Raw genomic sequence first — 24,117 nt, 5'->3', positions numbered from 1 at the left:
GAACTAGTGCTCAGAAGGTGAACTGTTTCTTACCGCGACTCTTCGACTCGTATAAGTTAACATCTGCCAGTTTCATTGTCGTGGAAATATCGTCGTCAAACTTCGCAACACCAATTGAAACGGTCATTTTTGCCGTCACGCTCTCAGAAATATAGAGTTTCTCATCATTAATATCATGTAAAATTTGCTCAGTAACATGTTTGGCATCCTTTAGGGAGGCATTAAACAAAAAGACCACAAATTCATCGCCCCCCATTCGAACAACAATATCACTTGCTTTGATATTACCCTGCATGATCTTTGTACACTTGTACAAAGCTTCATCACCAATATCATGCCCATAGCTATCATTAATTTGTTTAAAATGATCGATATCGATGGCAAGAATATAGTCTAAGTCAGCTCGTTTTTTAATCTTAGGAATATAGCGACGATTATAGGCTTTGGTCAAAAAATCCATATAATAGTCTTTGTTCATCTTATCAAAGATATCTATATAGTAGAGCCCATGCAGCGTGCGGATCACGGCAATAAAAAAAGGGATCAAGATCAACAGTATTAGCTGCCAATGGAATGTATATTTTATTTCCTCTAACGACTCTTCGATGATGGCTCTGAAGTTTTGGGTATTTTGCGGTAATACCATGATGCCAGAATCGCCATGCCGAGCATTAATAACGCGATTAAATAATTCGTTTGATGCTGTTTCTTCTCTCTCTTTTAAGCGCCCTGGAATTGAAAAAGTGTGCAGCAAATTAATATAGTTTGAATAGCTTAACTGCAAAGCTTGTAATTGGCTGTCTTTAAGCTGCTTATTCGTTTTTTGATTATCTATATTATAAAACGTAGACGCGGAAAGAGAGAGGAAGTCGCTGCGGGCACTGGAGAGTTTCAACAAAAACTCCATCTGCTTAACTGTTGTTTCAGTTTTGTAATAAAAAAGTGTAAAACAGGCTGCGCTGATAACGAACAAGATAACCGTTATTACATCTTGACGCTGACTTAACAAACGAAAAAAAAGATTATTTGAGCTCATAAGCCGAACCAGAATTTTCTCATGAGTAGATTATTCTCTTTAGGATTATTGTCTAAAAGTCACAACTGAGATCGCATGCTCAGTGAATATATATTTGATCATAAATCAGATGTAAATAATTATCCAGAGATGCATTATGAGACTCATAAAATAAGAATTTTCATGAAACAAAAATTACGATGGATAGCTAAAATTAAAATGATAACAGACTGATAAATAAAGAATAAAAATATAATTTAAAATTCAATAATATATTATTGGTTAGAGCTGGTTTGATAGGATTTTTATTGGAAATAGAATTATCTTAATATAAATAGAGGCGACGAGTAACGACGCCTCTATTTTTTCACTGGCTATTTCTCTGTTTTTCCACCGTGTAAACGGCGCGCATCGATAACATCCGGTAACTGGTTTAATTTCGCCAGCACACGTCCAAGCACCTGCAGGTTGTAAATTTCGATATCCATATCAATCGTTGCCAGCTGTTTTTTGGTATCGCTACGGCTGGCAACACCTAGCACGTTAACCTTCTCATTAGCGAGAATAGTCGTGATATCACGTAGCAGGCCGCTACGGTCATTGGCCATCACACGTACCACCAGCGAATAGCCACTGGAGTAACTCTCGCCCCATACAGCATCGATGATACGTTCCGGTGCATGCGAGCGTAGTTCATTAAGCTGATCGCAGTCTGAACGGTGGATTGAGATGCCGCGCCCCTGAGTGATAAAACCAATAATTTCATCACCAGGGATCGGCTGACAGCAACGTGCTATGTGGTGCATTAAATTACCCACACCTTCCACCACAACACGCCCACTGCTCTTATCACTACGTGACTGAGATTGGCCTTTTTGCGTAAGCTGTTTTAGCGCTTCACGGTCAGCTTCTTCCGCACTTGGCTTATTGGTTTTGCCCTGCAGGAAGTTGACCATCTGATTAACGCGGATATCGCCGCCGCCTATCGCCGCCAAAACCTCATCCATCGAGTTGACGTTATAGCGAGGGATCAGAAGCTTTTCAGCTTCTTTCAGGCTGATGTCCAAGCGCTCAAGCTCATCATCTAGAATTTGGCGGCCTGCGAGGATATTTTTGTCCCGATCTTGTTTGCGGAACCAGTTGTGGATTTTGGCGCGTCCACGGCTGGTTGTAACGTAACCAAGGTTTGGATTCAGCCAGTCACGGCTTGGGTTCGGCTGCTTCTGAGTGATAATTTCAACCTGATCGCCCATCTGCAGCTGATAGGTGAATGGCACAATGCGACCACCGATTTTAGCACCGATACAGCGATGGCCTACGTCGCTGTGAATATGGTAAGCAAAGTCGAGCGGTGTTGAGCCCGCAGGGAGATCCACAACGTCGCCTTTTGGCGTAAACACATAAACGCGATCGTCAAATACCTGGCTGCGTACCTCATCCAGCATTTCGCCAGAGTCGGCCATCTCTTCTTGCCATGCAATCAGTTTACGCAGCCACGCAATTCGACCTTCGTAGCCGGAACGACCTGCGGCCTGCGGCCCCTCTTTGTATTTCCAGTGCGCAGCAACGCCCAGCTCGGCATCTTCATGCATCTGGCGTGTCCGGATTTGAATCTCTAGCGTTTTACCGCGCGGGCCTAAAACGACGGTATGAATCGACTGATAACCATTAGGTTTCGGGTTAGCCACATAGTCGTCAAATTCATTAGGCAGATGACGATAGTGAGTGTGCACTATCCCCAATGCCGCGTAGCAATCCTGCAAGCGTTCAACCACGATGCGTACTGCACGTACATCAAATAGCTCATCAAACGCCAATGCCTTTTTCTGCATTTTGCGCCAGATACTGTAGATGTGTTTTGGCCGGCCATAAATCTCGGCTTTGACACCTTCTTTGGCCATTTCCTTGCGCAGCGCTTCAACAAAATCATCGATAAACTGCTCACGATCGATACGGCGTTCATGCAACAGCTTGGCAATCTTTTTATATTCATCTGGATGCAGATAACGGAAGCAGAAATCTTCTAGCTCCCACTTTAGCTGCCCAATCCCCAGACGATTTGCCAACGGTGCATAGATGTTGAAGCACTCTTTGGCCGCCAATACGCGTTCTTCTTCCGGCGCATCTTTAACTTCGCGCAGATGAGCAATACGCTCAGCGAGCTTTATCACCACGCAGCGGAAATCTTCCACCATGGCCAGTAGCATGCGGCGGATATTATCCACCTGCTCAGAGGCACCGGAGTCATTTTGAGTGGCTTTTAACGCGCGGATTGCATCCATTTCCAGCACGCCATGTACCAGATTGGTGATCTCTGTGCCAAAATCCTCCTCGACTGTTTCACGATCGATGACTTTGGCTTCCACCAGCGGAAACAGCAGCGCGGTGCGCATACTGTCGTTGTCCATACTGAGCGTGGAGAGAATTTCCACCATCTCAACGCCGCGCCACAGTAATAATGCCGCATCGGGATGATTAAGTGTTTTTTGCTGACAATAACGCCAAGTTGCAGAGAGACGCTCACACGACTGCTGGTTCGACAGATTTAGGCTCTTCACCCACTCATCAAGGGCAAATTCACCAGCCGTATTTAGATGGGCACTTCTTACCGCAACCATATCCTCTCCCTTTTACTCATCAACTTGAGCCGTACTACGACGCAACAAACAACGCCATCGACTCTAAATGCCCCGTGTGGGGAAACATATCTAGCATTCGCACGCGTTCCATTCGGTAACCCGCTGCGATTAAAATCTGACTGTCACGCGCCAGCGTGGTGGGATTACAGGAAACATAAACCACCTTCTGCGGTGCTAGTTTAACAATGTGATCCATAACGCCTGCGGCACCGGCACGCGCTGGATCCAACAACACTTTGTCAAATCCAAGTTTAGCCCATGGCTGCCGAGTCACATCATCCTCCAAGTTGTGCTGGAAGAATTCGACGTTATTCAATGCATTAATCTGGGCATTATACAGACCATTTGCTACCAGCGTAGCAACACCTTCAACGCCGACCACCTGTTTTGCGCGTTTTGCTAAGGGTAATGTGAAATTGCCCATCCCGCAGAACAGGTCTAACACGCGATCGGTCGATTCTACTGCTAACCATTCCAACGCCTGCGCAACCATTCGTTGATTCACCGCGTCGTTAACCTGAATGAAATCTCTTGGGCTAAAAAATAATCGTAGCCCGTCGACTTGATAAAACGGTGTGTCATCGCACAGCTTAATCAGATCGTCTTCATTACCTTGTAGGTAGAGCATAGCGCGATGCTGCGCACTAAAATTGTGCAAACGAGCCAAATCTTGTTCTTTCAACGGTTCAAGATGGCGCAATACCACTACGGGGCCATTATCAGCTAGCACAAGTTCAGCATGGCCTAAACGGCGAACGGCCTTCATCCCGACCAAACACTCATGCAGCGGTTGCAAAAGCGATGCCAGCGCAGGTGCTAATACAGGGCACGCTTTAACAGGCACTAAATCATTAGAACCTAACTTGCGAAACCCCATCACCAGCTGCTGTTGTTTAGGCAGGAATTGCAATCCTAAACGCGCACGCCGACGATAGCCGTATTCTGGCCCGCTAATAACGGATTCTGGTATGATATTCAAACCCGGTTCGCGGTTAATCAGGCGTTGAAGAGAAGCCGATTTACTTCGCTGTTGTAGGGCCTCGCTGGCATGCTGCTGCTGGCAGCCGCCACAGACACCAAAATGCGGGCAGCGCGGCGCTACGCGCTCTGGGCTGCGAGTGAGTAAGCGCTTCACTTTGGCGCGAGCAAACTGCTTTTTATCTTCGGTTAAAGTGACTTCGGCTTGCTCATCTGGCAATAGGCCGGAAATAAAGATAGCTTTACCATTGTGGCGTGCAACTCCTTGGCCAAAGGGATCAAGGTCGGTTGCCGTCACAGTTATGGTTTGTCGGGTCGCCACGCGGCGTCCCGGAGAGTAAAATTGAGCCATGTTTTATCGATTTGTCGTTGGTTTTAGCTTTCGCTAATAATGATATCTGCCACCAATTCTCCCACATTGGACCCACATGACCAAATACAGCCTGCGTGCGCGCATGATGGTACTGATTTTAGCCCCCACTTTATTGATTGGTTTGCTGCTCAGCACCTTCTTTGTTGTTCATAGATACAATGAGTTACAAGCACAATTGGTGGATTCCGGTGCCAGTATCATTGAGCCGCTTGCCGTGGCGAGCGAATATGGCATGACCTTCCGCAGTCGTGAAGCGGTGCGACAGCTGATTGGCCTGCTGCATCGCCGTCATTCCGATATTGTGCGCTCCATCGCCGTTTTCGACGATAACAACGATCTGTTCGTTACCTCAAACTATCACCATAACTATTCGCTGCTACAGCTCCCCAAAGGTGTGCCTATGCCTAACGACCTGATGCTTTCCAAGCATGGGGATTCGTTAATCCTGCGCACACCGATCATCTCGGAAGACAGATTTATCGACTCCACCAGCGCCGAAAACCCGCACCTTGGCTATATCGCGGTTGAATTGGATCTGCGTTCAGTGCGCTTACAGCAATACAAAGAAGTATTTGTTGCTACGTTGCTGCTGATTATCTGTATGTGTATTGCCTTGCTGTTTGCCTACCGGCTGATGCGCGATGTCACAGGGCCTATCCGCAACATGGTTAACACCGTTGACCGCATTCGTCGAGGGCAGCTCGACAGTCGTGTAGAAGGCCATATGCTGGGCGAGCTGGATATGCTCAAAAACGGTATTAATTCGATGGCGATGTCTCTGACGGCCTACCACGAAGAGATGCAGCAAAATATCGATCAGGCCACCTCTGACCTGCGTGAAACGCTCGAGCAGATGGAAATTCAAAACGTAGAATTAGATTTAGCTAAAAAACGCGCTCAGGAAGCCGCGCGAATTAAATCCGAGTTTTTGGCCAATATGTCGCATGAGCTGCGTACACCGCTCAATGGGGTTATCGGCTTTACCCGACAAGTTCTGAAAACCCCGCTCAATGCGACCCAAAGTGATTACCTGCAAACCATTGAGCGTTCTGCGAATAATCTACTGACCATCATCAATGATGTGCTTGATTTCTCGAAGCTTGAAGCCGGTAAACTGGTGCTGGAACATATTCCTTTCCTGCTGCGTGAAACCATCGACGAAGTTACCGTTCTGCTTGCTCCTAGCGCACACGAAAAAGGCATTGAGCTTACCCTTAATATTCGTAACGACGTTCCCGAACATGTGATCGGCGACCCGATGCGCATACAGCAAGTCCTTACTAACCTATTAGGCAATGCGATTAAATTTACCGAGAAAGGGAATATCGATATTCGCATTGAGCTACGCAGCGTCACCCCACATCAGGTGGAGCTTGAAGTATTGGTGCACGATACCGGTATTGGTATCTCAGAACGCCAGCAATCACAGCTGTTCCAAGCATTCCGTCAGGCAGATGCCAGTATTTCTCGCCGCCATGGCGGCACCGGATTGGGCTTAGTTATCACCCAGAAACTGGTGAATGAAATGGGTGGGGATATTAGTTTCCATAGCCAGCCGAACAAAGGCTCTACATTCTGGTTCCACATTCAGTTAGAACTCAACCATAACGCGCCGGCAAGTCACTTCCCGATGCAGAGATTGGCCGGGCAAAAACTGCTTTATGTCGAGTCAAATCCGGTTGCCGCGCAATGTACGTTGGACTTACTTCAGGCGACGCCGCTGGAGGTGAGCTACAGCCCGCTTCTGGCACAGGTTATTCCTGACTCTCACTACGATATCCTACTGGTGGGGCTGCCGGTTAACTTCACCTATGATGATGAACAGGGTCGCGATAAGCTGAAAACCGCGTTGTCATTAGCCAACCGCGTGATCCTTGCGATGCCGAGCCACAAGCTGCTCTATAGTGATGAATTGAAAGAAGAAGGAGTACGCAGTTGTTTAGCGAAACCGCTAACCAGTAATCGCCTGCTGCCTATTTTGCTGGATAATAGCCTGCCGAAACGTGCGCCAGTGGTGATTGAGCAGAAGGTTGAACGTCTGCCGCTGAACGTCATGGCGGTTGATGATAATCCGGCCAACCTTAAGCTGATTGGGGCGCTGTTAGGTGAGCTGGTCGAACAAATTATTCTGTGCAATAGCGGTGAAGAAGCGATTGCTCAAGCTAAAGAGCATCGTTTAGACATCATCCTGATGGATATTCAAATGCCTGAAATGGATGGCATTCGTACCAGTGAATTAATCCGCAAAATACCGCGCTATATTGATACGCCGATTATCGCCGTAACGGCACATGCGATTAACGGTGAACGTGAGCGCCTACTCCGCGCAGGAATGGATGACTATCTGGCAAAACCCATCGATGAAAATATGCTGCGCCAGCTGCTAGCGCGTTACTATCGCGATCCTAACGGGCAAGAGCCACATACCGCCACGGTATCAGTCGAAGCCGATAGCGATCTAACGCTAGATTGGGATATGGCACTGCGACAGGCGGCGAATAAAGAAGATCTGGCACGGGATTTATTGCAGATGCTGCTGGAGTTCCTTCCTCAGGTCAAAACACAGGTAGAAGCGGCGCTCGAAGGCAATCAGGATCCGGCGATAGTAGATATTATCCACAAACTGCACGGTAGCTGCAGTTACAGCGGTCTTCCACGTTTGAAACGCCTTTGCCGTTATATCGAACAACAGCTGCGTCATGATATTGCGGTGGGTGATTTAGAGCCGGAGTGGATGGAGTTACTCGACGAAATTGAAAACGTGGAGAAAGCCGCTCAGGAGAAACTGAACGGCTAGCGTTGTTGGGCGCTCAATCACTCGTAGAACGATGATTGAGCGCTAGCGACTAAATAGCTATTCCTCAGCTCTTCAGCAACAATTACCCTTCAACAATCACGGTTGCGCAGGCGTAGCGGCGTTCATCAGCTAAAGAAACGTGAATAGACGTAATCCCCATTTCCTGAGCCAGTTCGGCGGCACGCCCGTGTAAACGCAGTATCGGTTTGCCCAGCGTATCGTTGTAAACCTCAAACTGAGCAAAGGCCAGCCCGTTACGAATACCGGTGCCAAATGCCTTAGCGGCAGCCTCTTTAACCGCAAAACGCTTGGCTAAATAACGAACTTTCTGCTGATGAGCGCAGTATTGCTCCCATTCAGCGGGCGCCAATACGCGTTTCGCCATTTGATCGCCACTGCGCTCGACCACAGCCTCAATGCGAGAAATTTCGACAATATCGGTGCCCAAACCTAAAACAGCCATTAGCGACGCGCTTCCAACATCAGCTGTTTCATCGCACTCACGGCCTCAGGCAAACCGCTCATCACCGCTCGACCAATAATACTGTGGCCGATATTCAGCTCATGCATTTCAGGTAATGCAGCAATCGGTAGGACGTTATGATAGGTCAAACCGTGGCCCGCATTCACTTTTAAGCCTCGTTCGTTGGCAAAACGCGCGGCTTGGGCAATGCGCTCAAATTCTGCCTGACGCTTTAGTTCGCATTCTGCATCGGCATAAGCACCGGTGTGAATTTCAATATAGGGCGCGCCAACGCTCACTGCGGCTTCAATTTGGCGCTGGTCGGGATCGATAAACAGCGATACCAAAATACCCGCCTGAGTTAGACGCTCCACGGCGACGGTCATTTTATCCAACTGACCCGCAACGTCTAGCCCGCCTTCAGTCGTCACTTCTTGGCGTTTTTCTGGCACTAAACAGCAAAAATGCGGCTTCAATTCACAGGCAATATCGATCATCTCATCGGTCACCGCCATTTCCAGATTCATCCGCGTCTGAATAGTTTGGCGCAGCAAACGCACATCGCGATCGGTAATGTGACGGCGATCTTCGCGCAGATGCACGGTGATCCCATCGGCCCCTGCTTGCTCAGCAATAAAAGCCGCTTGAACAGGGTCTGGATACTGGGTGCCACGCGCATTGCGTAGGGTTGCGATATGATCGATGTTGACGCCCAACAGTAAATCAGCCATGACAAATCCTCTTAAGAAAACGTTTAAGTCAGAGATTACAGACAAAATAAGGCTTAGTTCGCATCAGTGTACACCGAACTTAGCGGGATAGGGTCAAACAGAATTATGGCGATGTAGGGGACAGTGAAATTTTAAGCTGAAGCCGGTTTAACAGGGCGTTTTCCAACAAATTGGCGAAACAGTTCACGGCTTTTTAGCGGTTTTCCGCCTAAATAGGGTTTCAGCGCCATACGCGTAAAACGTTTAGCCGCACGCAGCGTGAGTGGATCAGGGAATCTACGTTCGGCCAACGCTTTTAAATCACGGCCGGTAAAGCTGAGCTGATCGACCAGCAAGCTGGCGATAAACCCTTTCTCTTCACGGTAGCGATAGGTCATCTCATCAGAGACCGGTTCGCCGCTGCCAGCGCAGTGCAGAAAATCGATGCCATAACCAAGATTACCCAGCAAAGCGAGCTCGAATTCACGCAGCGTATGCTCAGGAGAACCAACGGTTGCCGCCAAGTTTTGTAAACAGTTTAGGTAATCGAAGAATAACGAAGAGTAGTTGGTTTCCTGCTCAAGCACGCGGGAAACCAGCTCATTGACATATAAACCGCTATAGAGCGAAATGCCCGTCAGCGGTAGCCCTAACGAAACAGGCTCAGCATTACGTAGGGTTTTGACTTCCCCTTTCCCGCCCCAACGAACCAGCAGCGGCGTAAAAGGTTGTAACGCGCCTTTGAGGCTTGAGCGTTTGCTACGTGCGCCTTTCGCCAACAGACGAACACGTCCGTGCCCTTCAGTAAACAGGTCTAACAGGAGACTGGTTTCACTGTAGGGACGCCCATGTAACACAAATGCGCGTTGCCAACCTTCCATAGGCGCGATCTCTTAGAGATCTTCACCATAACCCAAGCTACGCAGCGCACGTTCGTCGTCTGCCCAACCGGATTTAACCTTAACCCACAGCTCAAGATGGACTTTAGCTTCAAACATGGCTTCCATGTCTTGGCGAGCTTCAATGCCAATCGTCTTGATTTTTGAGCCTTTATTACCGATAACCATCTTCTTCTGGCCTTCACGCTCAACCAGAATCAGACCGTTAATGTCGTAACCACCGCGTTCGTTAGAAACGAAGCGTTCAATTTCAACGGTAACGGAATACGGCAGCTCTTCGCCCAAGAAACGCATCAGTTTTTCACGGATGATTTCAGACGCCATAAAGCGCTGTGAGCGGTCAGTAATGTACTCTTCTGGGAAGTGGTGGATCGCTTCCGGCAGTTTTTTACGCACAATGCTGGCGATGGTATCTACGTTCGTTCCCTTCTCCGCAGAGATTGGAACCACGTCCATAAAGTTCATCTGTTCGCTGAGGAACTGGATATGAGGCAGCAAAGCCGCTTTATCCTGAACGTTATCGACTTTGTTGATCGCTAAGATAACCGGCGCTTTCAAATCACGCAGTTTATTCACGACCATTTCGTCATCGGCGGTCCAGTGCGTCCCTTCAACAACGAAAATCACCAGCTCAACGTCACCGATTGAGCTGCTGGCTGCGCGGTTCATCAAACGGTTGATGGCGCGTTTTTCTTCAATATGCAACCCGGGGGTGTCCACGTAGATGGCCTGATATGGCCCTTCCGTGTGAATACCCATGATGCGGTGGCGGGTCGTTTGTGGCTTACGCGAGGTGATCGAAATCTTCTGCCCCAGCAGTTGGTTCAGCAATGTCGATTTGCCAACGTTAGGACGTCCAACGATGGCAATAAATCCGCAATAAGTTGTTTCTTCGCTCATTCAAGCTCCAGCTGTTTCAGCGCTTGTTCAGCCGCTGCCTGCTCGGCCTTGCGACGGCTTGAGCCAACACCGATAACCGGTTCGCTCAGGCCGCTGACCTGACAGTGAATAGTAAATTCTTGATCGTGTGCTTCACCGCGAACCTGCACCACCAAATAAGATGGCAGCGGCAGATGGCGTCCCTGCAAGAACTCTTGCAGACGCGTTTTCGGGTCTTTTTGCTTATCACCTGGACTAATCTCGTCCAAGCGTGAGCGGTACCAATCAAGGATCAGTCGTTCAATCGTTTGGATATCACTATCCAGGAAAATGCCGCCAATTAACGCTTCTACGGTGTCAGCTAAAATAGATTCGCGGCGGAAACCACCACTTTTTAGCTCACCCGGCCCAAGACGCAGGCACTCCCCCAAATCAAATTCTCGTGCCATTTCTGCCAGCGTATTCCCACGTACTAAAGTAGCACGCATGCGGCTCATGTCGCCCTCATCAACCCGCGGGAAGCGGTGATACAGCGCATTGGCAATAACGAAACTAAGAATTGAGTCGCCCAGAAACTCAAGACGTTCATTGTGTTTGCTGCTGGCACTGCGATGAGTCAATGCCTGCAATAACAGCTCCTGCTGTTGAAAAGTATAGCCCAGCTTCTTTTGAAGCCGGTTAGTTACGATGGGATTCATGAGATACCAAATAGATCTAGAATGCGTCAAAAACCGCAGCATACGGAACAGGCCTGCTTGCCGTTAGCCAATCCAAAGCTGTTTCGTTTGCAGTGGCTTCCAGATCGGAAGCCAACTTTTTATCGCTCGAAGGGGTATTCTACAACGACTGAAAATATAATGCTGCGGTAATATGCCTTATTCGCTGAAGTTGCCTAGCTATTAATGCAACGGAAATAAGTTTAGGCGTATATTTTAATGCTGGTTAAAACGTCACGCTGATTTCACGCTGTAGGAAGATACCCACAGCGTGAATGATAAGCAGGAAATTAGTGAATTCCACCAATACGACTCAGGCGAACACCGGTTGGCCACTGACCTTCCTGTTTTTCAAAGCTCATCCAGATTGCCGTCGCTTTACCAACGAGGTTCTGCTCAGGAACAAAGCCCCAATAACGGCTATCGGCGCTGTTATCGCGGTTGTCGCCCATCATGAAGTAATGACCTTCAGGTACTACCCAAACGCCCTGTGGCTGGCCCGGCTGACGGTAGTAACGTGACATTATGTCCTGCGCCTGAGGCACTGTCAGAATACGATGAGTAACGGTACCCAGCGTTTCTTTTCGCTCGCTCATGCGGTATCCATCATCCACGTTTTGATCCAACGGGATTTGGAAGAAGCCACTGCTGGCCTCGCCATTACCCATTTGGCCAAAGGTCTGTACCCATTCGCTTGGCTCAGCCGCGCTGTAGGTAATGGGCAATAACTTGTCGCAGTTCTGCCCTGTTTGGCAGGCAGGGTAAACCGTGACTTCTTTACTGTATGGATCGTAAGTCACTTTATCGCCCGGCAAGCCGATAGCACGCTTGATATAGTCCAAACGTGGATCCAGTGGATATTTAAATACCACGATATCGCCGCGTTTAGGATGTCCGGTTGGAATAATCGTGTGCTGCGCTACAGGCTCTTTAATTCCATAAGCAAACTTTTCTACCAGAATAAAATCGCCGATCAACAGCGTCGGCATCATTGAACCTGATGGGATCTGGAAAGGCTCATATATAAATGAGCGGATAATCAGAACCAGCGCTAAAACAGGGAAAACGGAAACACAGGTTTCAATCCAACCTGACGTTTTCACAGCCTCTTTAGCGGTCTGCTTATCTAAGCCGTCAACCGTTTGGGCGTTAATCGCCGCGATCTTTGCCCGACGCGCCGGAGCCAACTTGAAACGGTCGATACACCAAATCACCCCGGTAACCAACGTTGCAATCACCAGAATTAGAGCGAACATATTGGCCATGCCAATAACTCCTTAAATAACCCCGAGACTTCAAACTTAACTGCGTTGAAATCTATTTGGGCATAAGCCTCTCAATGATAACGGCACCTCAATCGGTGCCGCTCATCATAGAACTTTAGTCTTTACCTACATGCAGAATGGCCAAGAAGGCTTCCTGCGGCAGTTCGACGTTACCGACCTGCTTCATACGTTTCTTACCGTCTTTCTGCTTCTGCAGCAGCTTTTTCTTACGGCTGACGTCGCCGCCGTAACACTTAGCAAGAACGTTTTTACGCAGTTGCTTAACCGTTGCACGTGCAATGATCTGATTCCCAATAGCCGCTTGAATCGCAATATCAAACTGCTGGCGCGGGATCAGTTCTTTCATTTTTTCAACCAGTTCACGACCACGATACTGCGCGTTGTCGCGATGAGTGATCAGTGCTAACGCATCCACACGTTCGTTGTTGATTAACACATCAACACGAACCATGTCAGACGGCTGGAAACGCTTGAAGCTGTAATCCAGCGACGCATAACCACGCGATGTAGACTTGAGGCGGTCGAAGAAATCGAGCACCACTTCTGCCATCGGTATTTCATAGGTGAGCGCAACCTGATTGCCGTGATAAACCATATTAGTCTGAACACCACGCTTCTCAATACAAAGCGTAATAACGTTACCAAGGTACTCTTGTGGTAACAGCATATGACATTCAGCGATCGGCTCACGCAGCTCTTCGATATTGTTGATTGGCGGCAGCTTAGACGGGCTATCAACGAAGATCTCTTCACCACTGGTCGTTTGGATCTGATACACAACCGTCGGTGCCGTTGTGATCAAGTCTAGATCGTATTCACGTTCCAGACGCTCCTGAATGATCTCCATGTGCAATAAGCCCAAGAAACCACAGCGGAAGCCGAAGCCCAGCGCGGTTGATGTTTCTGGCTCGTAGAACAGGGACGCATCGTTCAGGCTTAATTTGCCCAGCGCATCGCGGAAAGCTTCGTAGTCATCAGAGCTTACAGGGAACAGCCCCGCATAAACCTGAGGTTTTACTTTTTTGAAGCCCGGCAGAGATTTTTCAGCTGGGTTACGCGCCAGCGTCAAGGTATCGCCTACGGGTGCGCCGTGGATGTCTTTAATCGCACACACCAACCAGCCTACTTCGCCACAGTTAAGTACGTCGCGGTCGATCTGCTTCGGCGTGAAGATGCCAAGACGGTCAGCGTTATAGGCCTGACCGGTACTCATTACCTTCACTTTCTCGCCTTTACGCAGCGAGCCGTTTTTAATACGAATCAAAGAAACCACGCCCAGATAGTTATCGAACCATGAGTCGATAATCAGCGCCTGTAATGGGCCTTCTGGGTCACCTTCCGGTGCAGGGATATCGCGAACTAGGCGTTCAAGCACTTCAGGAACACCAACGCCGGTTTTTGCTGAGCAGCGCACAGCATCCATCGCGTCGATACCTACGATATCTTCAATCTCCTGAGCAGCCCGGTCGGGATCGGCCGCTGGCAGGTCAATTTTGTTCAGTACAGGAACAACTTCCAGATCCATTTCCATGGCTGTATAGCAGTTCGCCAGTGTCTGAGCTTCAACGCCTTGGCCTGCGTCCACCACCAGCAATGCACCTTCACACGCCGCCAGAGAACGAGAAACCTCATAAGAGAAGTCAACGTGTCCTGGAGTATCGATGAAGTTCAGCTGATAAGTTTCCCCATCCAGTGCTTTATAGTCGAGCGTTACGCTCTGCGCTTTAATAGTGATGCCACGCTCACGCTCCAGATCCATAGAATCCAGAACTTGCGCTGCCATTTCACGGTCAGTCAAACCGCCACAAATCTGAATAATACGGTCAGACAGTGTCGACTTACCGTGGTCAATATGTGCGATAATGGAGAAATTTCGTATACGCTTCATTATTAAGATATTTTGCCTGATGATTTCTAGATTACTCGCCTAAGGACACACTGATGGGTTCAAAGCGATGGTTTAACGTTTGGCGGTATTTTGCCAGATTCGATGCATTCTACACATCGAACCCAGTAAAACCTAGATATTCGTGGGGGTGCGGATCATGGATGGAGGCAAACCTACCTGCAAAACGATCGGCTGATAATCTTGCCGGTCACTTAGTTTTTTCGCCTTAAATCGCGCAAACATGAAACCAGCACCAGCGCCAACCAATGCGCCTAACGCAGCCCATGCATCAGAATGCATAAATGACTGCCCCACGCCACCGCCAACGATAAGGCCGAGCAATGGCGTGAGATAGACTAACACCGCAGAACGCAGCAGATTGGCTTCAGTAATACCAATCTCAACTTTTTGTCCTGGTTCTAACGGTTGAGCAATTTCAACCTGAAGCTGATGCTGCGACTGAGGATTGATTTTATTCAACACCGCCGTACCGCAGGTGTTTTTCGCCCCGCAAGAACCGCAGCCAGAGCGCTGCTCACAGTTTAGCGTAGCGATACCCTGCTGCCAGGATGCCACCGTTGCCCATTCACGCATCATGATTTACGACCATTGAGCGTAATGCTGTTTGCAACACGTTTAGCCGTTGACGGTGGTAATTCTCCGACGACGGTAATATCAGTATTGTTGCGCGTTTCGGTGTGAATGGTACGACGCCCTTGGCGCAAGAATTGCTCACTCACCGCAGCACCAGCAGCGGCGCTGCTGATATTGACAGAGAAACTAAACAACCCATCGCTATACAAGCGTGACTCTACAGGCTCAGAGAGTGAAGGCAAAGTACGACGACTGCGTGAAACCTCTTTGAAACCCTGCGGGAGCCAAGACGTTTGCCAGTTGAAGTTAACCTTATCCGTTGCAGGTAATTTCAGCAACGGTGGTAGCGTGAGCTGAGCTAGGCTCGCCATCGCAGCGCTAACCTGATCGCCAACCGTAAAGGAGATCACACGGAATTGTTCTAACGTTTCGCCATCACGATCTAATAGATCGACTCGCAAAGGCAATTTCGAACTTTCGTCAATCCATACGATATAGCTAAAGCGCAAACCATCACGCGATACGATGCGGATCACCTCACATGGGCGATCGGCTACGCGGGTTCTACCGACGGAGATAAAGTTATAATACTGACTCAGTTGTTTAATATCGGAGAAAATTATCGATGGCAACGCATCAACAATGTGATCGCCGTTGAGCGTAAATGGCTCAAGCCCGGGCTCAAAATAACTGATTTCATTGCCACGCAGTAATACCTCACGACGCGGGCCATCCATCTGCAAGAGCTGAGATAACAACTGATTATTAGAAATGGCATGACGATAGCGTAACGACTCAATCCCCTGCTTGGTGATATTGATATACGCTAACTCATAATTGAGTGACTGACTGGCGCCATTCATTTGTTGCAACATCGCCTCAGACGAATCTTGCGCTGAGGCGATATTAGAAACAAATAGGCTACCAGCGAATACGCTGATGGCGAACCAAAGTTGCTTCATTACTGCTGCTGAGTTCCTAATGACAGAGTTCCTGGCACCTGAACTGACGCCTGAGTATTACCATTGTCCATTTGCAACTGTTCGGTATGCAGGCGGCGTTGCAGTTCATAATCCTGCAAAATCGCATTAATGCGTTTACGCTGCTGCTGAACCTGCTGCTGTCCATTGGCGTTGCTGCTCTCATTAGGAACACCAAAACTTACTGGAGAAGCTTGGCCGCCCATAGGTAACGTGTTGAATGCAGGAGCATCCGAATCACTTACGCCACCGACTGGCTGATTATACTGCTGCACACCCACCAGCACCGCGAGAGAAACGCAGGCCGCAATACCGATTTGGGTGATTTGACTGGCCCAAGGACGAACCTTGTTCCAAAACGGCATATTTTTCCAGCTATGTGGTTGAGGCTGGGATTCGGGAATTGCATTGGGAACCAAGCGAACTGGTTCATCATCAAGCGCCGCGGCAATACGATCGGAGATATCAAAATCAATAGCGTCGCTCACGTCACCGCGCAGGGTGTCACGTATCAGGTGATAGCTCTTCCACGTTTGTTGAAGCGCATCGTCTTTACCCAGTGAACCAAGCAGTTCACTGTCCAGCACTTCACCATCCATCAGAGCCGAAAGTTGTTCTTTCTGCATGCCTAAATACCCTTCCTGTGCCCGCATAATTAACGCTGTATCAGCGGTTGAACTTTATTATCGATCGCTTCCCTCGCCCGGAAAATACGAGAACGTACCGTTCCAACCGGACAATCCATGATGGCGGCTATCTCTTCGTAGCTTAAACCATCCAATTCTCTGAGGGTGATTGCCATACGCAAATCCTCAGGAAGAGACTCTATGGTTCGGAAAACAATCTGCTTCAGTTCATCTGACAACATTAAGTTCTCAGGGTTCGAAATTTCTTTCAAAGCACCCGCACTTTCGAAGTTTTCTGCCTCACTGGCATCAACATCGCTTGATGGCGGACGTCTCCCCTGAGCAACCAGGTAATTTTTTGCTGTGTTTACAGCAATACGATAAAGCCAGGTGTAAAAAGCACTCTCGCCGCGGAAAGACTCCAACGCACGATAAGCTTTGATGAACGATTCCTGCACGACATCAGGAACATCGCCTGATGGAACGTAGCGGGATACGAGACTCGCAACTTTATGCTGATAGCGAACTACCAGTAAGTTAAAAGCCTTCTTATCTCCTTTCTGGACTCGCTCGACCAGCACCTGATCCGTTAACTGCTCGCTCATCCGAGGTAATCTCTCCTCAAATCTCTCTCCACGCATGAAAAAATAGTACTGCCAGTTGTCTCAATCGATCCTGAGCAAGCACTAGCTTAGAGTTCATACGTACTAAAAAGTTCCGTACGATGCTGTTTTTATATTCGTTGTTCATTAACCGTGCATTTACACGTTGGCATAGGCTAACATGATTTTCACTTTTCAGCTGCACACACCACAACCTATGCAATCAAATTCAGAGCATTTTAACGATGTATTGATTATCGGTAGCGGAGCTGCCGGACTTTCACTCGCCTTACGTCTTGCCGATCACTGCAAAGTGACCGTTTTAAGCAAAGGTCCCTTTAATGAGGGGGCCACGTTCTATGCCCAAGGCGGTATCGCCGCAGTCTTTGATGAAACCGACAGCATCGAATCGCACGTGCAGGATACCCTGATCGCGGGTGCTGGGCTGTGTGATCCCTCAGCGGTTGAATTTATTGCTCGTAACGCAAAGGATTGCGTGCAGTGGCTCATCGACCAGGGCGTTCTGTTTGATACTGAAATGAGCCCCGCTGGCGAATCTCGTTACCATCTAACTCGCGAAGGCGGTCATAGCCATCGCCGTATCCTGCATAGCGCAGATGCAACGGGTAAAGAAGTAGAGACCACTTTAGTACAGAAAGCAAATGCGCATCCTAACATCCGCGTTTGCGAGCGATACAACGCCGTCGATCTAATTACATCAAAAAAAATCGGCTTGCCGGGTACCCAACGCGTGGTAGGTGCCTATGTCTGGAACCGTGAACTCGAACGCGTTGAAACTCTGCGCGCTCGCACCGTGGTATTAGCTACCGGCGGTGCTGCAAAAGTCTATCAATACACCACCAACCCTGATATCTCTTCAGGAGACGGCATTGCTATGGCATGGCGCGCCGGTTGTCGTATTGCCAACTTAGAATTTAACCAATTCCACCCCACCTGTTTGTACCACCCGCAGGCGAGAAACTTTCTATTAACCGAGGCCTTGCGTGGCGAAGGCGCATTCCTCAAACGCCCTGACGGCTCACGGTTTATGCCAGACTTTGACGAACGCGGCGAACTTGCGCCGCGTGATATCGTTGCTCGCGCCATTGACCACGAAATGAAGCGTCTTGGCGCAGACTGTATGTATTTGGATATTAGTCATAAACCGGCAGACTTCATCACGCAGCACTTCCCTATGATCTATGAAAAACTGATGGATTTAGGTTTAGACCTCACCAAAGAGCCGATCCCGATTGTGCCTGCCGCGCACTATACCTGCGGCGGCGTGATGGTTGATCATCAAGGAAGAACTGATTTAGAAGGGTTGTATGCCATCGGTGAAGTCAGCTACACCGGCCTGCACGGAGCCAACCGAATGGCGTCTAACTCACTGTTAGAATGCGTGGTATATGCTTGGTCGGCATCGAAGGATATTCTGCAACGCCTACCGCAAACCAGCCTCGCACCGCGTCTACCCGAATGGGATGATAGCCGGGTTTACAACTCAGATGAGCGCGTAGTGATCCAGCATAACTGGCACGAACTGCGTTTGTTTATGTGGGATTACGTAGGCATTGTGCGAACCACCAAACGCTTGGAACGCGCGCTGCGCCGCATCCAAATGCTTCAACAGGAAATCGACGAGTATTACGCCAATTTCCGCATCTCAAACAATTTGTTAGAACTGAGAAACTTAGTGCAGGTTGCTGAGCTCATTGTACGCTGCGCCATGGAACGCAAAGAAAGCCGCGGCCTGCATTACACGCTGGATTATCCAGACCTTTTAGAGAACTCTCAGCCAACGATTTTACAGCCTTAGAGAATCATCAACGTTAGCGGCAATGCCGTAGAAACTAAAAAAGCCCTATTGGGTAATGCTGGTAACTTAAGCATGATTTTAGGGGAAGTACACCGATGGGGTCGTAGCAGCTTTAGCTGCCGGAGCGCCCCGCGGTGTGCTAGCCCCGTGTATCTCGATCTCATAAACGATCTGCATTACCCCTATTGGGCCTTTTCCATGTCCTAACCCTCAGAAAAAAAGATAAAACGCTTTAGTTAATTGGCGGAAATCGTCCGAGTAAGCATTGCTCTCATCACGAATAACCAATCGGTCTGACTGCGGTGACACTGGCTCCAAGCCAAATAGCATTAGAGCACGATGTGGCGCTCTATTAGCAAACTCCGCAACTTCCATATGCTGCAATAAAAACCATCCTTTGCGTGCCGCCAGTTGAATAAAATCAACGCTGATATCGCAAGGCAGGACCACAGCCATTTTTCCCTTATCAGATGCTAACGCATGCGCATGTTTGAGCAACGTTTGATGACTAAGCTCAGAAGTATAACGAGCTGTGCCCCGGCTCTCGTTGCGACACTCGAAGCCAGCCTGATAATAAGGAGGGTTGGTAACAATCAAGTCATAACGTGAGGCCGTCTGTGCAGCAAAAGACTGCAGTGCGCAGTGATGCAGTTGCATTCTGCTGGCCCATGGCGACTGCGAGAAGTTTTCCGCCGCCTGCGGAGCAGCGTTATCATCGAGCTCAACTGCATCAATTCGTACTGAATCTGTGGTACGCTGCGCCAACATTAACGCTAAAAGGCCGCTACCGCTGCCGATATCCAGTATCTTTCCGTTGATATCGCTGACATCTGTCCATGCGCCCAGCAAAATACTGTCAGTACCAACCTTCATCTCACAGCGATCGTGAGCAACAAAAAATTGCTTAAATGTGAATCCGTTACGACGTAATGGCACTGATTCTGATGGGCATTGAACCACGGTAGCTCCTTATTTTTGGCCACATAGCATAAAATATCCGCATAAATTCGCCAAGGTTGGATCAGAGCAAACATGCTATTTCCCCCGCTTTAATGGGTGAACATCTGCTCCAACCCGTCTATAATCGGCGCCCCAAGTAGAGGTAGACCATGACAGCAAGCAATTTTTCCGAACTCGAACTCGATGAACGCCTACTCGACGCATTGCGCGATAAAGGCTATGACCGCCCGACAGCTATCCAAGCTGCCGCCATTCCTCCGGCAATGGACGGTCGCGACGTTCTGGGCTCTGCGCCTACCGGAACCGGGAAAACCGTCGCCTATTTGCTGCCAGTGTTGCAGCACCTGCTCGACTTCCCGCGCAAGAAATCCGGCCCACCGCGTATTTTGGTGTTGACCCCAACGCGTGAACTGGCAATGCAGGTTGCCGAGCAAGCCATTGAATTGGCTAAACACACAAACTTAGATATCGCAACCATCACCGGTGGCGTTGCCTATATGAACCACGCTGAAGTATTCAGCGAAAATCAGGACATTGTGGTAGCAACCACAGGCCGTCTGCTGCAATACATCAAAGAAGAAAACTTCGATTGTCGCGCGGTTGAAACCCTGATCCTTGATGAAGCAGACCGCATGCTAGACATGGGCTTTGCGCAAGATATCGAAACTATCGCGGCAGAAACTCGCTGGCGCAAACAAACCATGCTGTTCTCGGCAACGCTGGAAGGCGATGCGATTAAAGAGTTCTCTGAACGTCTGTTGCAGGAGCCGGTTGAAATTGAAGCCGACCCATCGCGCCGCGAACGTAAAAAGATCCAGCAATGGTACTATCGCGCCGATACTCTTGAGCATAAAACCAAGCTGCTATGCCATCTGCTGAAAGAGCCTGAAGTGACCAAATCCGTGATCTTCGTGCGCAAGCGTGAACGTGTTCATGAACTGGTAAGCTGGCTGCGCGAAGCGGGCATCAACTCCTGCTACCTAGAAGGTGAAATGGTACAGGCCAAACGTAACGAAGCCATGAAGCGTATGCTCGATGGTCGCGTAAACGTTCTAGTTGCTACCGATGTCGCAGCACGTGGTTTGGATATTCCAGATATCAGCCATGTGTTCAACTTTGACATGCCGCGCACCGCAGATACCTATCTGCACCGCATTGGCCGTACTGGCCGTGCTGGTCGCAAAGGCATTGCGATTTCTCTAGTTGAAGCACACGACCATTTGCTGCTGGGCAAAATTGGCCGCTATGTTGAAGAGCAGATTAAGTCGCGCGTGGTTGACGAGCTTCGTCCGACAACCAAAATACCTAGCGAAAAGAACAAAGGTAAGCCGTCTAAAAAGACGCTGATCAAACGCCAAGAGAAAAAGGCTGAAGAGAAGAAAGATAAAAAGGTAAAAGTGCGCCATCGCGACAGCAAAAATGTCGGGAAACGCCGTAAGTCGAAAGAAGTTGAACAGTCGACCAAGACCGAAGAATAAATCAGCACCCAAACATAAAAACCGCCTTTATCGGCGGTTTTTTTTCGCTCTAAGCTTAGGGAATATCACTCTCATTTAAAAAAGGGCACCACATCATGATATTTTCATTTTGCGTTTTATCCGCTTAGCTTACTTAGCGCTATCCAACTCTAACACCATGAAATGGAATGATAATAAAACCAATTATGAGATTGCTACTCATGATGATATTTTGCACCGCTAAGCAAAGATCTCTGCGCTATCAGACGTAAAAAAGGAGCCTTTCGGCTCCTTTTTGCTATTTCTTTATGCCTTCAGCCTAAAATTACAGGCTTTCGGTAAAGGTACGAGCAATAACGTCACGCTGCTGTTCTGGAGTCAGTGAGTTGAAACGCACTGCATAGCCAGACACACGAATAGTCAGCTGTGGATATTTTTCTGGGTGCTTAACAGCATCTTCCAGAGTTTCACGGCGCAGAACGTTAACGTTCAGGTGCTGGCCGCCTTCCACACGTACCGTCGGTTTGATATCCAAAGGTACTTCGCGATATTCAATTTTGCCCAGTTCGCTTACTGCAACGATCTGGTCTTCTGCGTAGCCTGCTTTTGCACATACACAACGTGCTTCGTTTTTATCTGTATCGAGCAGCCAGAAAGAGTTCATCAGGTCTGCATTATCAGCTTTAGTGATCTGAATACCTTGAATCATTTGTTGCCTCCGTCAATAGAGCAAAAAAATCTTGGATTAATTTCTTAGTTTACGGCCTTAACTTCGGCCATTTGGTAAAACCAATGTTGTCTTGATGTTTTATATACCAGTATAGAGTGGGGTTTTCTTTGATTTAAATCAATTTTTTAAGGGTGTCAATTTTACCAATTGTGGCAAATTTATGTTTTACATCAAATTTAACCATCTCAAGATGCTTTTTCTATTTTTGTAAATTTTCAAAAATAATTTAATTTGCGCACAAAAAAACACCACTTTTGACTGTTTTCTAAAATGGCTAAATTTTCATCACGGTTTAAATTCATCACCTGAAACGGTAAGCTACGACAAAATAATTTCCGTATAAACAAAGAGGAAGTGCAGATGACTTCTCCACAAAACTGGCACGATGTCATCGGTGCCGAGAAAGAAAAACCCTACTTTCACGACACGCTCGCTTTTGTCGCCGCAGAGCGCCAAGCCGGTAAGACCATTTATCCACCGCAGAAAGACGTGTTTAATGCCTTCCGTTTCACGGAACTTAACGATGTTAAAGTCGTGATCTTAGGCCAAGACCCCTATCACGGCCCTAATCAGGCTCACGGTCTCTCCTTCTCGGTGCGTCCTGGCATCCCAGCGCCGCCTTCGCTAATGAATATGTATAAAGAGCTCAAAACCGATATCGAAGGTTTTGAAATTCCTCAGCACGGCTATCTAAAAAGCTGGGCTGAACAAGGGGTTTTATTGCTTAACACGGTATTAACCGTTGAACGCGGCCAAGCACATTCACACGCCAAGCTAGGCTGGGAAACCTTCACCGACAAAGTAGTCGCTGCGCTCAATGAACATCGCTCAGGCATTGTCTTCCTGCTATGGGGAGCGCACGCGCAAAAGAAAGGCAGCATTATTGATACCCAGCGCCACCGAGTTTTAAAAGCTCCGCACCCTTCACCGCTTTCAGCCCATCGCGGCTTTTTAGGCTGCCACCACTTCTCACAAACCAATCAGTTGTTGATTGAACAAGGTTTAGCTCCCATTGATTGGCAGCCACGTTTGCCGGAGAACGGCAGCGAAGAGTAAGTTTCAGGCGAAAAAAAACCAGTCAATCGACTGGTTTTTTATTTTCGGAAAAGACGTCAGGATCACGCTTTCGCTTTAGATACCGCAACCATCGCTGGACGAATCAAACGACCGTTCAAGGTATAGCCTTTCTGCATAACCATCATGACGTGGTTAGGCTCGTGTTGTTCAGACTCCATTAGCGTCATCGCCTGATGCACTTCTGGATTAAACGGAACGTTCACTTCACCCACCTGCTCTACGCCGAATTTACGCACCACATCCAGCATGGATTTCAGCGTTAATTCGATACCTTCAATCATAGAGGTCAGTTCTGGGTTAGATTTATCAGCCAGATCCAGCGCACGCTCCAGATTATCAATCACTGGCAGCAGTTCGTTAGAGAACTTTTCTAAAGCGAACTTATGCGCTTTTTCAACGTCTTGCTCAGCACGACGGCGAATATTATCCGCTTCTGCACGAGCACGCATCACAGAATCACGCTCACGCTGAGCGGCTTCCTGCAACTGAGCTTCTAATTCGGCAATACGCTCATCGCGCGTATCAACGACGTCCGCCGCATCGACCTGAGCCTGTTGGTGCTGCTCTTGTCCGTTTTCCATTTCTTGTGAGGCTTGCTCATTCGACATGTTCTGTTCTTTACTACTCAT

21 protein-coding genes are annotated in these 24,117 nt (G+C 48.5%); 4 read left to right on the top strand and 17 right to left on the bottom strand.

All coding sequences use genetic code 11. The features are described from left to right. Positions 1 to 10: 10 nt before the first annotated feature. From AB3Y96_RS05280 to rlmD, 3 genes are all read right to left on the bottom strand, one after another. On the bottom strand, positions 11 to 1,036 hold the full coding sequence (locus AB3Y96_RS05280; protein ID WP_072307963.1) for a GGDEF domain-containing protein: 1,026 nt from the start codon (positions 1,034 to 1,036) through the stop codon (positions 11 to 13). A 353-nt stretch (positions 1,037 to 1,389) separates the two neighbouring features. Then, a complete protein-coding gene (gene relA / locus AB3Y96_RS05275) occupies positions 1,390 to 3,633 on the bottom strand; it encodes a GTP diphosphokinase (protein ID WP_072307964.1) in 2,244 nt (747 codons plus the stop codon). A gap of 34 nt (positions 3,634 to 3,667) precedes the next feature. Further along, positions 3,668 to 4,984: a 23S rRNA (uracil(1939)-C(5))-methyltransferase RlmD gene (gene rlmD / locus AB3Y96_RS05270; protein WP_367298658.1), complete on the bottom strand. Its 1,317-nt coding sequence runs from the start codon at positions 4,982 to 4,984 to the stop codon at positions 3,668 to 3,670. 76 nt (positions 4,985 to 5,060) lie between these two features. Between rlmD and barA the strand changes: the two genes are divergently transcribed. Further along, positions 5,061 to 7,802 (top strand): two-component sensor histidine kinase BarA, encoded by a 2,742-nt coding sequence (gene barA / locus AB3Y96_RS05265; protein ID WP_367298657.1) that lies wholly within the window; start codon positions 5,061 to 5,063, stop codon positions 7,800 to 7,802. An 82-nt stretch (positions 7,803 to 7,884) separates the two neighbouring features. On the opposite strand, the gene acpS is transcribed toward barA, so the two are convergent. The 11 genes from acpS to rpoE all read right to left on the bottom strand — a co-directional run bounded on the left by acpS (position 7,885) and on the right by rpoE (position 17,448). Then, positions 7,885 to 8,265, bottom strand: a complete 381-nt coding sequence (acpS, locus tag AB3Y96_RS05260; protein WP_072307967.1) for a holo-ACP synthase — start codon at positions 8,263 to 8,265, stop codon at positions 7,885 to 7,887. Beyond that, on the bottom strand, positions 8,265 to 8,996 hold the full coding sequence (gene pdxJ, locus AB3Y96_RS05255) for a pyridoxine 5'-phosphate synthase (RefSeq protein WP_025800536.1): 732 nt from the start codon (positions 8,994 to 8,996) through the stop codon (positions 8,265 to 8,267). Before pdxJ ends, acpS begins: the two co-directional genes overlap by 1 nt. A 131-nt stretch (positions 8,997 to 9,127) precedes the next feature. Then, positions 9,128 to 9,856 (bottom strand): DNA repair protein RecO, encoded by a 729-nt coding sequence (gene recO, locus AB3Y96_RS05250; protein WP_025800535.1) that lies wholly within the window; start codon positions 9,854 to 9,856, stop codon positions 9,128 to 9,130. 12 nt (positions 9,857 to 9,868) lie between these two features. Beyond that, positions 9,869 to 10,774, bottom strand: a complete 906-nt coding sequence (gene era / locus AB3Y96_RS05245; RefSeq protein WP_025800534.1) for a GTPase Era — start codon at positions 10,772 to 10,774, stop codon at positions 9,869 to 9,871. Beyond that, entirely contained in the window at positions 10,771 to 11,451 is a 681-nt protein-coding gene (gene rnc, locus AB3Y96_RS05240) for a ribonuclease III (RefSeq protein ID WP_008812639.1), read from the bottom strand. The genes era and rnc overlap by 4 nt, the downstream gene beginning before the upstream one ends. Positions 11,452 to 11,759: 308 nt before the next feature. After that, entirely contained in the window at positions 11,760 to 12,734 is a 975-nt protein-coding gene (lepB, locus tag AB3Y96_RS05235; protein WP_367298656.1) for a signal peptidase I, read from the bottom strand. Between the two features lie 115 nt (positions 12,735 to 12,849). Then, the gene (gene lepA, locus AB3Y96_RS05230) at positions 12,850 to 14,643 is read right to left on the bottom strand and encodes a translation elongation factor 4 (RefSeq protein ID WP_072307969.1); all 1,794 of its coding nucleotides are present in this window, start codon (positions 14,641 to 14,643) and stop codon (positions 12,850 to 12,852) included. Positions 14,644 to 14,775: 132 nt separating this feature from the next. Next, positions 14,776 to 15,240 (bottom strand): SoxR-reducing system protein RseC, encoded by a 465-nt coding sequence (rseC, locus tag AB3Y96_RS05225; protein WP_040046817.1) that lies wholly within the window; start codon positions 15,238 to 15,240, stop codon positions 14,776 to 14,778. Continuing rightward, on the bottom strand, positions 15,237 to 16,199 hold the full coding sequence (gene rseB / locus AB3Y96_RS05220; RefSeq protein ID WP_072307970.1) for a sigma-E factor regulatory protein RseB: 963 nt from the start codon (positions 16,197 to 16,199) through the stop codon (positions 15,237 to 15,239). The genes rseC and rseB overlap by 4 nt, the downstream gene beginning before the upstream one ends. After that, a complete protein-coding gene (gene rseA, locus AB3Y96_RS05215) occupies positions 16,199 to 16,843 on the bottom strand; it encodes an anti-sigma-E factor RseA (RefSeq protein WP_072307971.1) in 645 nt (214 codons plus the stop codon). The genes rseB and rseA overlap by 1 nt, the downstream gene beginning before the upstream one ends. Positions 16,844 to 16,872: 29 nt before the next feature. Beyond that, positions 16,873 to 17,448 (bottom strand): RNA polymerase sigma factor RpoE, encoded by a 576-nt coding sequence (rpoE, locus tag AB3Y96_RS05210; protein WP_008812634.1) that lies wholly within the window; start codon positions 17,446 to 17,448, stop codon positions 16,873 to 16,875. 214 nt (positions 17,449 to 17,662) lie between these two features. Here rpoE and nadB point away from each other — a divergent pair, with 214 nt between their 5' ends. Next, positions 17,663 to 19,264, top strand: a complete 1,602-nt coding sequence (gene nadB, locus AB3Y96_RS05205; protein ID WP_367300276.1) for an L-aspartate oxidase — start codon at positions 17,663 to 17,665, stop codon at positions 19,262 to 19,264. 210 nt (positions 19,265 to 19,474) lie between these two features. Here the strand turns inward: nadB and AB3Y96_RS05200 are convergent, their stop codons facing one another. Further along, positions 19,475 to 20,224: a tRNA1(Val) (adenine(37)-N6)-methyltransferase gene (locus tag AB3Y96_RS05200; protein ID WP_367298655.1), complete on the bottom strand. Its 750-nt coding sequence runs from the start codon at positions 20,222 to 20,224 to the stop codon at positions 19,475 to 19,477. 149 nt (positions 20,225 to 20,373) lie between these two features. Between AB3Y96_RS05200 and srmB the strand changes: the two genes are divergently transcribed. After that, entirely contained in the window at positions 20,374 to 21,702 is a 1,329-nt protein-coding gene (gene srmB, locus AB3Y96_RS05195) for an ATP-dependent RNA helicase SrmB (protein WP_072307974.1), read from the top strand. Positions 21,703 to 22,006: 304 nt separating this feature from the next. On the opposite strand, the gene grcA is transcribed toward srmB, so the two are convergent. Then, a complete protein-coding gene (gene grcA / locus AB3Y96_RS05190) occupies positions 22,007 to 22,390 on the bottom strand; it encodes an autonomous glycyl radical cofactor GrcA (protein WP_025800524.1) in 384 nt (127 codons plus the stop codon). Positions 22,391 to 22,771: 381 nt separating this feature from the next. On the opposite strand from grcA, the gene ung reads away from it, so the two are divergent. After that, positions 22,772 to 23,467, top strand: a complete 696-nt coding sequence (ung, locus tag AB3Y96_RS05185; RefSeq protein WP_367298654.1) for a uracil-DNA glycosylase — start codon at positions 22,772 to 22,774, stop codon at positions 23,465 to 23,467. A 62-nt stretch (positions 23,468 to 23,529) separates the two neighbouring features. Here ung and grpE read toward each other — a convergent pair whose 3' ends face one another. Then, positions 23,530 to 24,117, bottom strand: a complete 588-nt coding sequence (grpE, locus tag AB3Y96_RS05180; protein ID WP_072307976.1) for a nucleotide exchange factor GrpE — start codon at positions 24,115 to 24,117, stop codon at positions 23,530 to 23,532.

This window comes from Hafnia alvei, from assembly GCF_964063325.1.
Classification (GTDB): Bacteria; Pseudomonadota; Gammaproteobacteria; order Enterobacterales; family Enterobacteriaceae; genus Hafnia; species Hafnia alvei_B.
This window is presented reverse-complemented; position numbering and strand designations above follow the sequence as displayed.

What these genes read in the sequence shown, in the direction of transcription:
- AB3Y96_RS05280 (WP_072307963.1), bottom strand. Translation starts at nt 1,036, where the DNA reads ATGAGCTCAAATAATCTTTTTTTTCGTTTGTTAAGTCAGCGTCAAGAT.
- relA (WP_072307964.1), bottom strand. Translation starts at nt 3,633, where the DNA reads ATGGTTGCGGTAAGAAGTGCCCATCTAAATACGGCTGGTGAATTTGCC.
- rlmD (WP_367298658.1), bottom strand. Translation starts at nt 4,984, where the DNA reads ATGGCTCAATTTTACTCTCCGGGACGCCGCGTGGCGACCCGACAAACC.
- barA (WP_367298657.1), top strand. Translation starts at nt 5,061, where the DNA reads ATGACCAAATACAGCCTGCGTGCGCGCATGATGGTACTGATTTTAGCC.
- acpS (WP_072307967.1), bottom strand. Translation starts at nt 8,265, where the DNA reads ATGGCTGTTTTAGGTTTGGGCACCGATATTGTCGAAATTTCTCGCATT.
- pdxJ (WP_025800536.1), bottom strand. Translation starts at nt 8,996, where the DNA reads ATGGCTGATTTACTGTTGGGCGTCAACATCGATCATATCGCAACCCTA.
- recO (WP_025800535.1), bottom strand. Translation starts at nt 9,856, where the DNA reads ATGGAAGGTTGGCAACGCGCATTTGTGTTACATGGGCGTCCCTACAGT.
- era (WP_025800534.1), bottom strand. Translation starts at nt 10,774, where the DNA reads ATGAGCGAAGAAACAACTTATTGCGGATTTATTGCCATCGTTGGACGT.
- rnc (WP_008812639.1), bottom strand. Translation starts at nt 11,451, where the DNA reads ATGAATCCCATCGTAACTAACCGGCTTCAAAAGAAGCTGGGCTATACT.
- lepB (WP_367298656.1), bottom strand. Translation starts at nt 12,734, where the DNA reads ATGGCCAATATGTTCGCTCTAATTCTGGTGATTGCAACGTTGGTTACC.
- lepA (WP_072307969.1), bottom strand. Translation starts at nt 14,643, where the DNA reads ATGAAGCGTATACGAAATTTCTCCATTATCGCACATATTGACCACGGT.
- rseC (WP_040046817.1), bottom strand. Translation starts at nt 15,240, where the DNA reads ATGATGCGTGAATGGGCAACGGTGGCATCCTGGCAGCAGGGTATCGCT.
- rseB (WP_072307970.1), bottom strand. Translation starts at nt 16,199, where the DNA reads ATGAAGCAACTTTGGTTCGCCATCAGCGTATTCGCTGGTAGCCTATTT.
- rseA (WP_072307971.1), bottom strand. Translation starts at nt 16,843, where the DNA reads ATGCAGAAAGAACAACTTTCGGCTCTGATGGATGGTGAAGTGCTGGAC.
- rpoE (WP_008812634.1), bottom strand. Translation starts at nt 17,448, where the DNA reads ATGAGCGAGCAGTTAACGGATCAGGTGCTGGTCGAGCGAGTCCAGAAA.
- nadB (WP_367300276.1), top strand. Translation starts at nt 17,663, where the DNA reads ATGCAATCAAATTCAGAGCATTTTAACGATGTATTGATTATCGGTAGC.
- srmB (WP_072307974.1), top strand. Translation starts at nt 20,374, where the DNA reads ATGACAGCAAGCAATTTTTCCGAACTCGAACTCGATGAACGCCTACTC.
- grcA (WP_025800524.1), bottom strand. Translation starts at nt 22,390, where the DNA reads ATGATTCAAGGTATTCAGATCACTAAAGCTGATAATGCAGACCTGATG.
- ung (WP_367298654.1), top strand. Translation starts at nt 22,772, where the DNA reads ATGACTTCTCCACAAAACTGGCACGATGTCATCGGTGCCGAGAAAGAA.
- grpE (WP_072307976.1), bottom strand. Translation starts at nt 24,117, where the DNA reads ATGAGTAGTAAAGAACAGAACATGTCGAATGAGCAAGCCTCACAAGAA.